This is a genomic window from Mycobacterium cajalii (assembly GCF_045809005.2).
Lineage (GTDB): Bacteria > Actinomycetota > Actinomycetes > Mycobacteriales > Mycobacteriaceae > Mycobacterium.
This window is the reverse complement of the sequence record NZ_CM141436.1, coordinates 2,021,300-2,035,364: the sequence shown is the minus strand read 5'-3', so window position 1 is coordinate 2,035,364 and position 14,065 is coordinate 2,021,300. Positions and strand designations below refer to the sequence as shown.

Here is a 14,065-nt window from a genome sequence, read left to right as displayed (position 1 = left end):
GCCCCTCAGGCTCCTGCCAGCCGGGTGATCCAGGCGCGCGAGTCCGCGGGGTCGATCACGTCGTCCAGCTCGAAGGTGGTGGCCGACCGCAGCGCCTTGCCGTGCTGGTAGGCCGCCTCGACCAAACGGTCGAACAGTTGCTGCCGTTCGTCGGGATCCGCCTCGGCGAGTTCCTTGCGGAAGCCAAGCCGCACAGCACCTTCCAGGCCCATGCCGCCGATCTCCCCGGTGGGCCAGGCGACGGTGAACTGCGGCGCGCGGAACGAACCGCCGGCCATCGCCATGGCGCCCAGGCCGTACCCCTTGCGCAGGATGATCATTCCGACCGGCACCGTCAGCCCCGCCCCGACGATGAACATCCGGCCGAACCGCCGCACGGTGGCCTCCTTCTCCGCGTCCGGCCCCACCATGAACCCCGGGGTGTCGCAGAGCGAGATCACCGGCAGCCGGAACGACTCGCACAGGCCCAGGAAGTCACCGGCCTTGTCCGCGGCCTCCGCGTCGATCGCCCCGCCCAGGTGATGGCTGCTGTTGGCGATCAGCCCGTAGGCCGCCCCCTCGACGCGAACCAGGGCGGTCACGACCCCGACACCGTGGTCGGGCCGTAGCTCCAGGATCGAGCCGACGTCGACGATCGACTCGATCGCCCGACGAATATCGTAGGCGCGCAATCGGTTCTGCGGCACCACGTGCCGGGCCAGCCGCGGGTCCGGTGCCTCCCAGTCCCGCAGCGCGCCCTGGAAGTAGGACAGGTAGCGCTTGGCCAGCGCCACCGCGTGCGCCTCGTCGCGGGCGACCAGGTCCACCACGCCGTTGTGCCGCTGCACCTCGATCGGGCCGATCGCCTCCGGGGGGTACACGCCGAGCCCGCCGCCCTCGATCATGGCCGGCCCGCCCATCCCGATGTTGGCGTCGGGGGTCGCGATGATCACGTCGCACACCCCGGCCAGCGCGGCGTTGCCGGCAAAGCAGCGGCCGGACACGACCGACACCAGCGGCACCCGGCCGCGCAGGCCGGCCAGCATCCGGAAGGTGGGCACGTCCAGCCCGGCGGCGCCGCCCACGTCGGTGTCCCCCGGCCGCCCGCCACCCCCCTCGGCGAACAGCACCACCGGAACGCGTCTGCGTGCCGCCAGGTCGAAGACCCGGTCGGTCTTGGCGTGGTTGCGCATGCCCTGGGTTCCGGCCAGCACGGTGTAGTCGTAGGAGACCACGACGGCCTCGGCGGCGGCCCGCCCGAACCGTTCGGCGCCGATGGTGGCCAGGCCGGCGACCAGGCCGTCGGCCGGGGTGTTGGCGATCAGGTCCTCCTCGGAGCGCCGGCTGCGCTGCGCGGCGATGGCCAGCGCGCCGTACTCGACGAAACTGCCGGCGTCGACCAGGTCGGCGATGTTCTCCCGGGCGGTGCGCCGGCCCTGCTTGTGCCGCTTGGCGACCGCGGCCTCCCGTCCCTCGTCCAGGGTGCGCCGGTGCCGCTGCCGGACCTCGTCGAGGTCGGCCCGCTGCCGATCGAGATCGACCGCGGCAGGATCTGATCCGTTGTCGGTGCGGGGACCCGTGCGGGCGAACACCAGCAGCGGGTCGCCGGTCCCCACGATCTGCCCGGGGACCACCAGGACCCGGACCGTCCGCAGCGCGCCGGGCGCGGTGAGCACGTGCTGCATCTTCATCGCCTCGAGGACCACCAGTTGGTCACCGGGCCCGAACTCGGCGTCCTCGGTCGGCACCTCGACCACGGTGCCGGCCAGGTGGGCGCGCAGCGGTTCCTCCCCCGGGTACAGCTCGACCTCGGCGGCACGCGCCTCGCCCTCCCGCGACAGCGCCACGGCCGCCAGCCCGGGGAGTTTCTCGTCGAGAAAGTCCGTGGTCACCCAGCCGGATTGAAGTTCCTCCTGCGCCAACAGTTCTCGCAGCAACCCGAGGTTCGTGCGGATGCCCTCGACGGCGAACTCGCCCAAGGCGGTCCGCACCTTGCGCACCGCGGCCGGAAACGACGGCCCGCGCACGTGGGCGACGACCTTGGCCAGCAGCGAGTCGTAGTGGGGGGCGGCGGCCAACCCCGGCCGGCCGTAGGTGTCGACGCGCACGCCGGGCCCGCTGGGCGGCGTGAACGCCGTCAGGGTGCCCGCCGCGGGCACGACGGAGCCGTCGGGGGCGAAGGTCTCCATGTTGACCCGGGCCTGGATCGCGATGCCCCGGCGCGCCGCGGGCTCGCCGATGATCTCGGTGCCGTCGGAGGCGATCCCGGCCGGGAGCCCCAGCTCATAGAACGGCGCGCCACCGGCGATGGCCAGCTGCACGGCGACGAGGTCGATCCCCGTCGTCTCCTCGGTCACCGTGTGCTCCACCTGAATCCGCGGGTTGACCTCCAGGAAGACGAACTGCTCACCGGAGACCAGGAATTCGACGGTGGCCAGCCCGCGCAGGCCGACCCGGGCGCACAGCCGGGCCGCGGCCTGATGCAGGCTGCGGCGCAGCGCGTCGGACAGTCCTTGGGCGGGGGCGATCTCGATCAGCTTCTGGTGGCGCCGCTGCAGGCTGCAGTCGCGGTCGCCGAGCGCGAGCGCGTGCGTCTGGTGGCCGGCCGGCGCGGCGACGACCTGCACCTCGACGTGGCGGGCCGCGCCGAGCACGGCCTCGGCGAACAGCCCCGGATCGCCGAAGCCACGCTGCGCCTCGGCGGCACACTGCCGGCAGGCGGCCTCAATCTGGTCGGCGGCGGTCACCTTCCGCATCCCGCGGCCGCCGCCGCCGGCCAGCGCCTTGATCATGACGGCGCCGCCGTGCGCCGCGAAGAAGGCGGCGATGTCGGCGACGCCGCTCGGCCCCTCGGTGGCCGGCAGCACCGGCACGCCGGCGGCGACGGCGGCGGCACGGGCCGAGGACTTGTTGCCCACCAACTCGAGCGCGGCGGCGTCGGGACCCACGAACGTGAGCCCGGCCGCGGCGCAGGCGCGCGCGAATTCCGCGTTCTCGCTGAGAAACCCGTACCCGGGATGGACGAGTCCGGCGCCGGACTTGTCGGCCGCCGCGAGGATGGCCTGCTGGTCGAGGTAGGCCGCGGGCCCGGCGCCGGGCAGGCCGATCGCCTCGTCGGCCGCGTGCACGTGCGGGCCGGCGGCGTCGTCCTCGGCGTACACCGCGACCGTCGTCATACCCAGTTCGGTTGCGGTGCGGACGATCCGGAGTGCGATCTCGCCGCGGTTGGCGATCAGCAGGGTCGCGCTCACCGCCACGGTTCACCCCACCGCACCCGCTCGCGCAGCCTGCCCTTGAGCAGCTTGCCACCGGCGTTGCGCGGCAACGCGCTGTCGACGACGGTGACGTACTGGGGAACCTTGTAGTCGGCGAGTTGTTCGCGGCAGTGGTCGATCACGGCGGCCACGTCGACGGTGTCCGGGCCACCGAACAGCACGGCACCGACCTTCTCCCCCATGACGTCGTCGGGAACCGCCAGCACGCAGGCGTCCGCGACGCTGGGCGCGGACAGCAGCACGGCTTCGACCTCGACGCTCGAGACGTTCTCCCCGCCCCGGTTGATGATGTCCTTGAGCCGGTCGACGATGTGCACCCGGCCGGCGTCGTCGACGCGCACCACGTCGCCGGTGTGCAGCCAGCCGTCCACGATCGTGGTCGAGGTGGCCTCCGGGCGGTTCCAGTAGGAGCCGGTCACGTTGGCCCCGCGTGCCACCAACTCACCCGTCATCGGGTCGTCACCGGCGGCGACCACCCCGAGATCCACCGAGGGCACCGCGTAGCCGACCGAGTCGGCGTGCTCGACGGCGTCGGCGTCGGGCAGCACGGTCATCAGCGAGGCCGTCTCGGTCATGCCGTAGCCGTTGAACACCGTGGCGTGCGGGAACCCGTTCTGCACCGACCGCACCAGCGACGGCGCGATCGGCGCGCCGCCGTAGCCCGCCCACCGGACCGCGGAAACGTCCGCCGCGCCGAAGTTGCTGTGCCGCAACAACAGCGAGTAGATGGCGGGCACGGTCACCAGGAAGGAGATCCGCTCCGCGGACAGGGCGGCGAGGAACCCGTCGAGGTCGAGGGCGGGCATGATCACCGCCGCCCCGCCGACGCGGGCGGCCACCAAAAGCTGCGAGTTGCAACCGGTCACGTGGAACAGCGGCACCGAGATGAGCGTGCGCAGCGCCTCGCCCAGATCGGCCGGCTCGCCCATGCTGCGCAGCATGTTCTCGGTGTTGGTGAGGAAGGCCTCGTGCGTGGTGGGCACCCCCTTGGGGTGATCGGTGGTGCCCGACGTGTAGAACAGGGCGGCGGTGTCGGTGTGCCGCAGCTGGTGCGTCACATACGGCTCGCCGTCGGGGAGCGGCGTCTGCGGCGCCAGCTCCATCCGCGCACCCGAGTCGGACAGCACGAACGCGACCTCGGGTGGCGCCGAGCGCGTATTGACCGGCACCGCAACGCCACCGGCCATCACGGTGCCCCAGAACGCCAGCACCCAGTCGATCCCGGCGGCGTAGCGCACCGCGACGCGGTCCCCGGGTTGCAGACCGTCGGCGTGCAGCCCGCCGGCGACGCGCGCGGCACGGCGCCACAACTGCCGGTAGGTCAGCCGGTCGCCGCCCAGTTCGACCACCGCCTCGCTGTTGGGGCGGTTGTCGACCTGCTCGGCGAGCATGTCGAGCAGCGTGGCGGGCAGGCGGTCGTAGCGCGGGATGCCGTCGGCGCCGCTGGAGACGCCCGTCGTCGCGAACGGGTTGTGAGTGCGGGGAATCTCGGTCACTGCAGGCATGCCCGCTCCTTAATATCCGCCTCGCCTATCGTGATAGCGGTGACGATCGAGGATTCCGCCATCATGCCCGAGGCGTTCTTCACTGTCGACGGCGACTCCTACCTGCCGGGCGCGCTGACGCGCGGGCCGTGGGGCGGCGCCATGGGCGGTCAGGTCGTCGGCGGCCTGCTGGGCTGGGGCATCGAGCAGTCCGGTATCGACCCGGACCTGCAGCCCGCCCGCCTCACCGTCGACCTGTTGCGCCCGGTTCTGCTCGAGCCGGTGCGGATCGAGGTCGCGGTGCAGCGGGAGGGCCGGCGCATCAGGCTCGTCGACGCCGCCCTGATCCAGAACGGCCGGCAGGTGGCCCGCGCCAGTGCGCTGTTCCTGCGACGAGGCGAGCATCCCGAGGGCGAGGTCTGGTCCGCCCCGGTGGGGATACCCCCGATTCCGGCGGGTTCCGACGGCCATCCGCCGGGCATGCCGTTTCTCATCTGGCGCTACGGGGCCACCGCAGCGGGCACTCCCGGCCTCGCCGCCGGCGAGTGGGAGCAGGCGCACTCCCAGAAGTTCGTGTGGACCAGGCTGATTCGCCCGATGGTGCAGGGCCACCCGCTCACGGCCTTCACCCGGCTGGCGTTCGTCGGTGACTTCACCAGCTCGCTGACCCATTGGGGCACCGGCGGATTGCGCTACATCAACGCCGACTACACCGTCACCGCCAGCCGGCTGCCCGACGGCGAGTACCTCGGCCTGGCGGCGGCGAGCCATTTCGGCGCCGCCGGCGTGGCGACCGGCAGTGCGACGCTGTTCGACCGGCACGGTCCCCTCGGGACCAGTTGCGCGCTGGCTTTGGCCCAACCCGCCGACGCGTTCCAGCCGCCTCATCCCATCAGCTGAGCGGCCACCGTCGCCCCGAGATTCCAGCACGATTCCAGGTCGTCCTTACTCGGCTTGCCCGAAACCACCACGGTGTCGGCCGCTTTCACCCAACCCAGCCCGGTGGTGATGGCGGCGACGCCCCGCTCGGCGCCCTCGGTGCCCTCGTTGCCGTGCAGGTACAGGCCGAACGGGCGCCCGCGGGTGGCGTCGAGGCAGGGGTAGTAGCACACGTCGAAGGCGTGCTTGAGGGCACCACTCATGTAACCCAGGTTGGCCGGGGTCCCCAGCACGTAACCGTCCGCTTGCAGCATGTCGGCCGGGGAGAGGGTCAGGGCGGCGCGACGGATGACCTCCACTCCCTCGATCTCGGGATCGGTGGCGCCCGACAGCACCGCCTCGAACATCGCCTGCGTGTGCGGCGACGGCGTGTGGTGCACGATCAGCAGCGTTTTCGTCATGGGCGGCCCTGCATTTCGACGGCCGTCCTCATGGCCTCCCGCGCCCGCCGGCGATCCCCCGCGTAGTCGTAGGCCCGGGCCAGCCGGTACCACCGTCGCCAGTCGTCGGGGGCGCTTTCCACCTCGGTGCGCACGCTGGCGAACAAGGCGTCGGCCGCGCCCCGCTCGATCCGGCCCGACGCGCGTCGCGGCAGGCCGCAGGTGTCGAGCTCCATGCCCTCGTCGGCGATCAGGCGGGCCAGCCTCTGGTGGGCGAATCCCGCGCGCAGCGTGGCGATCATCGCCCACAGCCCGATGGCCGGCATGATCAGCAGCGCCACGCCCAGCCCCGCCGCGGCGGGGCGGCCGGAGCCGATCATCGCGACGGCCTCGCGCCCCAGGAGCACGAAATACACCAGCATGGCCGCGCACATGAAGCCGATCAGCAGCTGGATGCGCCGGGTGGCGTTCATTGCAGGTCGAGCAGGGGCTCGAGGCCCACCGTGAGGCCGGCGTGTTCGGGGATGCGCCGCACCGCCAGCAACACGCCCGGCACGAACGACGTCCGGTCCAGGCTGTCGTGACGGATGGTCAGCGTCTCCCCGGTGGTGCCGAACAGCACCTCCTGGTGGGCGACCAGCCCGGCCAGCCGCACCGAGTGCACCGGGATGCCGTCGACGTCGGCCCCACGCGCCCCGGGCAGGCCGGTGCTGGTGGCATCGGGGTTGGGCGGCAAGCCTTTTCGCGCCTCGGCGATCAGCTTGGCGGTGCGGGCCGCGGTGCCCGACGGGGCGTCGGCCTTGTGCGGGTGATGCAGCTCGATGACCTCGGCCGAGTCGAAGAACCGCGCCGCCTGCCTGGCGAAGTGCATCGACAGCACCGCCCCGATCGCGAAGTTCGGGGCGATGAGGACGTTCGTGGTGGTCCCGGCCAGCCACGACTCGACCTGCCGCAGTCGCTCGGCGGTGAAGCCGGTGGTGCCGACCACGGCGTGAATCCCGTTGCCGATGAGGAACTCCAGGTTGCCCATCACCACGTCGGGGTGGGTGAAGTCGATGACCACCTCGGTGCCGCCCTCGGTCAGCAGGCTCAGCGGGTCACCGGCGTCCACCTGCGCGGACAGGGTCAGGTCCTCGGCCGCCTGCACGGCCCCGACCATCGTCGCCCCGACTTTCCCCTTGGCCCCCAGCACACCTACCCGCATGGTGGTCAAGACTAGACCGGCGGTTCGCGGTGGCTTTGTCCACAGTCCGGTGTTCATCCACAGGCACCGGCTGCGGCCCGTCGCTTTTCGCCGGGCGCGAATATCATTCGAATATGCGTTCGATCGAGGTTCCGCCGGAGCTGGCCGCCGCTCTCGACGGCCTCGACGCGGCCCGCGCCGCGCTCGGCGCGCTGGACTTCGATGCCTACAGCCCCGCCGTGCGGCTGCGCGCGCTGGAGCGCATGGAAACCTCTCACCGGCGGCAGGCGGCACTGAGCCACGACGTGATCGCGGGGCTGGCCAAGGAGGATTCCGCCGACGTGGGCGGCCCGGTGCACAAGGTGGTCGCGGACTGGCTGCGGATCAGCTGCGCCGAGGCCGGCCGCCGGCTGCGCGACGCCACACAGCTTTCCCCGCGGGTGACGCTCACCGGCCAGGAGTTGCCGCCGGAGCTGCCGGCCACCGCGGAGGCCTGGCGCGACGGCATGCTCGACGCGCAGCACCTGCGGGTGATCCAGACCTTCGTCCGTGACCTGCCGCAGGACATCCCGGTCGAGACGGTGGACAAGGCCGAGAGGTTCCTCGCCCGCCAGGCGACACAGTTGCGGCCCGACCAGTTGGAGAAGGTGGCGCACCGCTGTGCGCTGCGGCTCAATCCCGACGGGAAGTTCTCCGACGCCGACCGCGCCCGGCAGCGCGGCTTCACGTGGTGCGGCCAGCGCCCCGACGGGATGAGCGTGGGCAAGCTGTTCGCCTCGCCGGATCTGCGCGCCCACCTCGACGCGTGGCTGGCCAAGTTCGCCGCGCCGGGCATGTGCAACCCCGACGACGAGTCTCCTTGCGTCGCGGGCGAACCCGACGAGGAAGCCGCGGGCCGGGATCGGCGCAGCCATTCCCAGCGCCAGCATGACGCGCTCGACGCCCTGGTCCGTGGCCAGCTGGGCGATCCGAAACTCGGTGTGCACAAGGGTCTGCCGGTCGCCGTGGTCGTGTCGACCACGCTGCAGGAGCTGACCGCGGGCGCGGGCCGGGCGGTGACGGGCGGCGGCACCATGCTGCCGATGCGCGACCTGATCCGCATGGCCGCCCATGCCTATCACTACCTGGCGGTGTTCGACGAGCACTCGGACCGCCCGCTGTATCTGGGCCGGACCAGGCGGATCGCGTCACCGGACCAGCGCGTGGTCCTCTACGCGAAGGATCGCGGCTGCACCCATCCCGGCTGCGACGTGCCGGGCTACTGGTCCGAGATCCACCACGTTCACGAGTGGGCCCACGGCGGCCCGACCGATGCCGACAAGCTCACCTTCGCCTGCAAGCCCAACCACAAGCTCACCGACAAGGGATGGCGGACAAGGAAACTCCCGAACGGTCGTACCGAGTGGATCCCGCCGCCCCAGCTGGACCGGGGTGCGCGCACCAACGACTACCACCATCCGGAGCGCCTCTTCGAGGACTTCGACGACGACGACGCGCCATGATGACTTCAGAGCTTGAAACGCCCCGCGAAGCCGCGCAGCGGCAGGTCCGCGCTGGTGATGAGCCCCGGCCGCGCCGCCACCACCGACTTGATCGACGCCAGCGCGGGCATGCCGGTCACGGTCATGCCGATGGAGGCGAAGTTGTCCGGGTTGGACAGGTCCACCCCGGGCCTGGGGAAGATCATGTGCTTGTTGTAGATGCAGGGATCACCCTTGATCTGGGTGATGTAGCAGCCCTTGATGTCCCAGCTCGGGTCGGTGTGCGGGGTCATCTGCCATTCCAGGTGCGTCTCGACCCGGGGTACGCCGTCGACCATGCCCTGGTACTTGATGTAGTTGCCGCCCAGCGATCCCTTGGGCAGGGTGTACCAGCCGAGGTCGACGTCCTTGGTGCACGCGCCCAACTCGTAGCTGAACTTCACCTCGTCCAGCGGCAGGTCGAAGCAGTCGGCCATCATCAGCACGCTGTCGGCGAACACCCGGGTGTACTTCTCCAGCTTCGCCGGAATTTCCGGATCGTCCACCGGCAGGCCGTAGCCCACCTCGATCCAGGTGTCCTTGGAGTGGTGGCACGACACGTCGACGGACTCGATCGTGGTCACGTTCTCGATCTCGGCCACGTCGGCCGAGCAGACCACTCCCAGGATCTGATTCAGGCCCGGGTTCATCCCGGTGCCGTAGAACGTCGCGCCCCCCTTCGCGCAGGCCTCCGAAAGCAGCTGCGTCACCGGCTTGCCCGACGGGTGCGGATGATTCTTGTCGCGGTGCCACCCGGTGATCCAGTCGGCGGTGGTCACGACGTTGATCCCCGCCTCGAGCACCCTGACGTAGAGGTCCTCGTCGGGAAACACACCATGGAAGGTGAGCACGTCGGGCCCGGCGGCAATGATCTCCTCGACGGTGCCGGTGGCCTTCACGCCGTTGGGCGCCAGGCCGGCCAGCTCACCGGCGTCCCGGCCGACCTTGTCCGGCGAATAGCAGTGCACGCCAACCAGTTCCAGGTCGGGCTGCGTGGCGATACGCTTGATCATCTCCTTGCCGACGTTGCCGGTGGCCACCTGGAACACGCGGATCGGGCGAGCGGGTGGACTCATTCGCGTTCAGCCTTTCTCGTAGAACCGCTTGGCCCACGCCCGGATTGCGGTGAAGCCCTCGTACTCGTCGGTGGTCAGCCCCGGCGGGTCCGAGTAGCGCTGGTGCGCCCAGATCTCGATGTCCTGCGTGAACTGGCGGATCACTTCCTGCCCGAACTCGCGCGCCTTCCGCTCGGCGCGCTCCGGATCCTTGCCCGCGCCGAGCGCCGGGCGGCCGATGTAGACCATGAAACGGAGATCGGAGGTGGACTCGTCGACGGGGGTGATCGCCGAGATCGTCCGGTTGTCGACCATCCCCCAGCTCTTGGTCACCGCGATTCCCAGACCGCCGTTGACGGCCTGCACGCCGCTGTTGACGTCCTCGATCCTCTGGCCGTCGTCGCCCTCGAACGTGATGGTGAAGTCGACGTAGGACACCGCGTCGGCGAAGTCGTGGCGGGTGAAGACCGGCACGATCGGGGTGTGGTGCACGAACTTGAAATGCGCGAAGTCGACCCCGTTTTCGAGCACGTACTGCGGGTGCAGCTCCAGGCTCTCCCGGTACAGGCGCTGCTGCGGATAGTAGTCGGCGGCGCTGCTGCCGTCGTCGAACGCGGCGAAGACGTCGGGCGCCTCGAAGTACGGCTCGCGGCGCTGCACGTCGTGCCAGATGTAGACCGACTCGTTCCGCTCGACCACGGGGTAGGTCCGGATCCGCCTGCCGCGGTTGGGGTGGTCCTGGTACGGGATGCGGACGTTGCGGCCCTGCTGATTCCACTGCCACCCGTGGAACGGGCACTGCAGCATCTCGCCGATGACCTGACCGCCATAGCCCAGGTGCGCACCGAGGTGTTCGCAGTAGGCGTTCATCACGGTGAGCTCGCCGGACTCGGCCCGCCAGGCGACCATCTCCTGGTCGAAATACTTCATCTTGTGGACGTCGCCGATCCCGATCGCGTCGGACCAGGCAACCTGGAACCATCCGGTCGGTTTCATCGACAACGGCGGCTTCGCCATGTGTACGAATGATAGGGGGCTCGCACCAGAAATCAAAGTACCCTCTATGAAAATATGGACGGCCTCACTAGGCTCGGCCGTGTGACAGGCACCGATGTCGCGGGCCGCCGCCCCAACCGCCGCGGCCAGGCGACCCGCGAGAGCATGCTGGAGGCCGCGCTGACGTCGCTGGCCTCCGGCGATCCGGGCTCGGTGTCGGCCAACCGCATCGCCAAGGAGATCGGCGCCACCTGGGGCGCGGTGCAGTACCAGTTCGGCGACACCGACGGATTCTGGGCCGCGGTGCTGCACCGCACCGCCGAGCGCCGCGCCGCGACGATCTCGACGCTGGCGACGACCACGCAGCCCGAGGTGCCCCTGCGCGAACGAGTCGGCGCCATCGTCGACACCCTCTACCGGGGGCTGGCGTCGCCCGATTCGCGGGCGATCGAAAACCTGCGGGCGGCACTGCCGCGGGACCCGAAGGAACTCGAACGCCTCTACCCGCGCACCGCGGCCGAGCTGTTCTCCTGGGGCAAGAGCTGGCTTCAGACCTGCCAGAACGCCTTCGCCGGGCTCGGCGTCGACCCCGAGCGGGTCCGCGAGGTGGCCACCCTCATCCCCGGCGCCATGCGCGGCCTGGTGTCCGAGCGCCAACTGGGCTCCTACGCCGACCTCGACATGGCACGGCGGGGTCTGACCAACGCGCTGGTCGCCTATCTGGAACAGTCCCGGGTGGAATGAACGTCAGCGACCCCGCGATCCGCGAAGCGACGCCGAGCGATTTCGGCCGCGTCGCGGACATGCACTACCCGGCGTGGCGGCGGTCCTGGACCGGGATCCTCACCGCGCCGCTGCTCGACATCCTCGGCCCCGCCCGGCGCTGGGCGGCCGACATCTACCCCCAGAACCTGAGCCGGCCCGGGTGGAGCATGTGGATCGCCGAGTCCGGCGACGCGGTGGCGGGCGTGACGATCTTCGGGCCCGACCCCGCCGATCCCGGCCAGCTTCAGATCGACGCGCTCTACGTGGCCGAGGACTGCCAGCGCCGCGGCCTCGGGGGCCGCCTGCTCGACACGGCGCTGAGCACGCTGCCCTCGGCCGACGCGGTGCTGTGGTGTGCCGAGCGAAACGACAGGGCGCGCACCTTCTACGAGAAGAAGCAGTTCCGCCTCGACGGCCGCACCCTGGACTGGGAGCCGCTGGCGGGAGTGCGGGTGCCGCACGTGGGCTACACGCTCAGGCGTCGATGACGATGCGCCGACCGTCGGCCCGCGAGACGCAGACCAGCATCTCGTCCGCGCCCACGCCGAGACGTCCCCGGTGGTCGACCTGTCCGGCAAGCACTTTCACCTTGCAGGTGCCGCAAAAACCCTGCCGGCACGAGTAGGGGGTGGTGGGGTCTCGGTCGAGCATGACGCTCAACGCCGACCGGTCCGCCGGAACGCCGAGTACCTGCCGCGACCGTGCGAGCTCCACCTCGAACGCCACGCCCGCGACGACGGGCGGCGGGGTGAACCGCTCGTAATGCAGTGGCGCCATGGCAAACTCGGCGCGGGCCGTGCGCACCGCCTCCAGCATCGCGGTCGGCCCGCACACGTACACCGCCGTGGCGGGCCCGGCGCCGGCCAGCAGCTCGTCCACGCCGGCGAAGCGGCCATGCTCGTCGTCGGCCCAGACCCGCACCCGCTGCGGCGCCACCGACACCACCTCGTCCAGCAGCGGCATGTATTCCCGGCTGCGACCGGCGTACACCGCGCGCCAGCCGATTCCCTGCCGTTGGGCCGCCCGCATCATCGGCAGGATCGGCGTCACCCCGATGCCGCCGATCACGAACAGCACGTCGCGCTCGGCGGCGCCGAGGAAGAACGCGTTGCGCGGGCCCTCGAACACCACGGTGTCGCCGACGCCGAGAGACTCGTGCATCTCGATCGAACCACCGCCGCCGTCGGCGATCCGGCGGATCGCGATGCGGTAGTCGGTGCGTCGCCCGGGCTGACCGCACAACGAGTACTGCCGGTGCCGTCCCGAGGGCAACCGGACGTCGATGTGCGCGCCGGGCGTCCAGGACGGGAGCGGTCGGCCGTCAGCGTCGGCCAACGTCAGGGCGACCACGTCGGGGGCGACGAGTTCGCGCTGCGTGACCACCGCCGTCTGCGTCCGCCGGACCGGTCGCACCCGGGACGGCTCCCACCGCGAGACCGAGGCGAACCCGTCGAAAACCACCCGCAGCCCCCACAACAGCGCACCGAGCCGGTCGCGGTCGCGCCGCCCGTACAGGTCGGCAGGCCTGCTGCGCCAAAGGCTCTCGGGCACGGCGCGACCCGTCAGCGCGACGCACGCGCGGCCGGTGAGACGGCCAGGTAGTCGACCGCCCGGGCCAGCCCGCCCAGCTGCGAGGGATGGAAGCCGGGCCGGTGGTAGTCGGCGAAGGCCCGCACGAATCGCAGCGGAGACGGCACCAGGCCCCGACGTGCCGCGCGGACGTAGTCCCACCACCACAGCCACCACCGCGCCCTGGTGCCCGGCGGCCGGTGCGGATCGATGGAGTACAGGAACCGCACCCCGCGAAACCACAACAGCGCCATGGCCGGTGCGACGACCAGCTGTGCGCGGGTCCGCCGCCAGTACCCGGCCCGCAGGTGGACCATGGTGTCGAAGGCCACCGCCTTGTGTTCGACCTCCTCGGCGCCGTGCCACCGCAGCATGTCCAGCATCACCGGGTCGGTGCCGATAACGTCGTGGGCCGGCGAGTTGAGCACCCACTCGCCCAACACGGCGGTGTAGTGCTCGATCGCCGACACGAACGAGATCTGCTCCAGCAGCCAGCTGCGCTGCCGCCGCAGGCTCCACCCCGGCCGCTCCCCCAGCAGCTTGTCGAACAGCCATCGGATCTGGTCGGTGTAGGGCGTCACGTCCACGCCCCGGGCGGCGAAGTGGTCGAGCACCTTGGCGTGCGCGCGGGAGTGCACGGCCTCCTGGCCGATGAAGCCCTGCACGTCCTGGCGCAGCTGGTCGTCTTTGATCAGCGGCAGCGACTTCTTGAACGCCTCGACGAAGAACTCTTCGCCCGCCGGCAGCAGCAGGTGCAGAACGGACAGGACGTGGGTGACGAACGGCTCACCGGGCACGTAGTAAAACGGCAGCGCCGACCAGTCGAATTCGACGTCGCGGGCCTCGAGGACCAGGCGTTCGTGGTCCAACGAGGCGTCATGCGGACCCGCCGCCCGGTCGTCGACGCGCAACATCGTAGC

General features: G+C 71.0%; 13 protein-coding genes. 4 read left to right on the top strand and 9 right to left on the bottom strand.

Annotated elements, in window-relative coordinates; genetic code table 11:
* Window positions 1-5 precede the first annotated feature (5 nt).
* Together ACJ512_RS09805 and ACJ512_RS09800 are read right to left on the bottom strand one after the other, a co-directional pair.
* Window positions 6-3,230: an acetyl-CoA carboxylase family protein gene (locus tag ACJ512_RS09805; RefSeq protein ID WP_407687287.1), complete on the bottom strand. Its 3,225-nt coding sequence runs from the start codon at window positions 3,228-3,230 to the stop codon at window positions 6-8.
* Complete coding sequence (locus ACJ512_RS09800) at window positions 3,227-4,759, bottom strand: class I adenylate-forming enzyme family protein (RefSeq protein ID WP_407687286.1); 1,533 nt, start codon at window positions 4,757-4,759, stop codon at window positions 3,227-3,229. The genes ACJ512_RS09805 and ACJ512_RS09800 overlap by 4 nt, the downstream gene beginning before the upstream one ends.
* Window positions 4,760-4,798: 39 nt before the next feature.
* On the opposite strand from ACJ512_RS09800, the gene ACJ512_RS09795 reads away from it, so the two are divergent.
* The gene (locus tag ACJ512_RS09795) at window positions 4,799-5,638 is read left to right on the top strand and encodes a thioesterase family protein (protein WP_407687285.1); all 840 of its coding nucleotides are present in this window, start codon (window positions 4,799-4,801) and stop codon (window positions 5,636-5,638) included.
* Here the strand turns inward: ACJ512_RS09795 and ACJ512_RS09790 are convergent.
* The 3 genes from ACJ512_RS09790 to dapB are packed head-to-tail and all read right to left on the bottom strand — an operon-like array spanning window position 5,623 to window position 7,261.
* Window positions 5,623-6,078, bottom strand: coding sequence for a flavodoxin family protein (locus tag ACJ512_RS09790; protein WP_407687284.1), 456 nt, complete (start codon window positions 6,076-6,078; stop codon window positions 5,623-5,625). The genes ACJ512_RS09795 and ACJ512_RS09790 overlap by 16 nt on opposite strands.
* Window positions 6,075-6,530, bottom strand: coding sequence for a hypothetical protein (locus ACJ512_RS09785; protein ID WP_407687283.1), 456 nt, complete (start codon window positions 6,528-6,530; stop codon window positions 6,075-6,077). Before ACJ512_RS09785 ends, ACJ512_RS09790 begins: the two co-directional genes overlap by 4 nt.
* A complete protein-coding gene (gene dapB, locus ACJ512_RS09780; RefSeq protein WP_407687282.1) occupies window positions 6,527-7,261 on the bottom strand; it encodes a 4-hydroxy-tetrahydrodipicolinate reductase in 735 nt (244 codons plus the stop codon). Before dapB ends, ACJ512_RS09785 begins: the two co-directional genes overlap by 4 nt.
* A gap of 113 nt (window positions 7,262-7,374) precedes the next feature.
* Between dapB and ACJ512_RS09775 the strand changes: the two genes are divergently transcribed.
* The gene (locus tag ACJ512_RS09775) at window positions 7,375-8,742 is read left to right on the top strand and encodes an HNH endonuclease signature motif containing protein (RefSeq protein WP_407687281.1); all 1,368 of its coding nucleotides are present in this window, start codon (window positions 7,375-7,377) and stop codon (window positions 8,740-8,742) included.
* 5 nt (window positions 8,743-8,747) lie between these two features.
* On the opposite strand, the gene ACJ512_RS09770 is transcribed toward ACJ512_RS09775, so the two are convergent.
* Both ACJ512_RS09770 and ACJ512_RS09765 read right to left on the bottom strand, forming a co-directional pair.
* Window positions 8,748-9,836 carry an NAD(P)H-dependent amine dehydrogenase family protein gene (locus ACJ512_RS09770; protein ID WP_407687280.1) on the bottom strand — a complete coding sequence of 363 codons (1,089 nt, stop codon included), beginning with the start codon at window positions 9,834-9,836 and terminating at the stop codon, window positions 8,748-8,750.
* 6 nt (window positions 9,837-9,842) lie between these two features.
* Window positions 9,843-10,832, bottom strand: a complete 990-nt coding sequence (locus ACJ512_RS09765) for a Rieske 2Fe-2S domain-containing protein (protein ID WP_407687279.1) — start codon at window positions 10,830-10,832, stop codon at window positions 9,843-9,845.
* A gap of 144 nt (window positions 10,833-10,976) precedes the next feature.
* Between ACJ512_RS09765 and ACJ512_RS09760 the strand changes: the two genes are divergently transcribed.
* Both ACJ512_RS09760 and ACJ512_RS09755 read left to right on the top strand, forming a co-directional pair.
* Window positions 10,977-11,555 carry a TetR/AcrR family transcriptional regulator gene (locus ACJ512_RS09760; RefSeq protein WP_407687302.1) on the top strand — a complete coding sequence of 193 codons (579 nt, stop codon included), beginning with the start codon at window positions 10,977-10,979 and terminating at the stop codon, window positions 11,553-11,555.
* Complete coding sequence (locus tag ACJ512_RS09755; RefSeq protein WP_407687278.1) at window positions 11,552-12,064, top strand: GNAT family N-acetyltransferase; 513 nt, start codon at window positions 11,552-11,554, stop codon at window positions 12,062-12,064. The genes ACJ512_RS09760 and ACJ512_RS09755 overlap by 4 nt, the downstream gene beginning before the upstream one ends.
* On the opposite strand, the gene ACJ512_RS09750 is transcribed toward ACJ512_RS09755, so the two are convergent.
* A complete protein-coding gene (locus ACJ512_RS09750) occupies window positions 12,051-13,142 on the bottom strand; it encodes a PDR/VanB family oxidoreductase (protein WP_407687301.1) in 1,092 nt (363 codons plus the stop codon). The two genes, ACJ512_RS09755 and ACJ512_RS09750, sit on opposite strands and share 14 nt — an antisense overlap.
* Window positions 13,139-14,059: a metal-dependent hydrolase gene (locus ACJ512_RS09745; protein ID WP_407687277.1), complete on the bottom strand. Its 921-nt coding sequence runs from the start codon at window positions 14,057-14,059 to the stop codon at window positions 13,139-13,141. Before ACJ512_RS09745 ends, ACJ512_RS09750 begins: the two co-directional genes overlap by 4 nt.
* Window positions 14,060-14,065 lie beyond the last annotated feature (6 nt).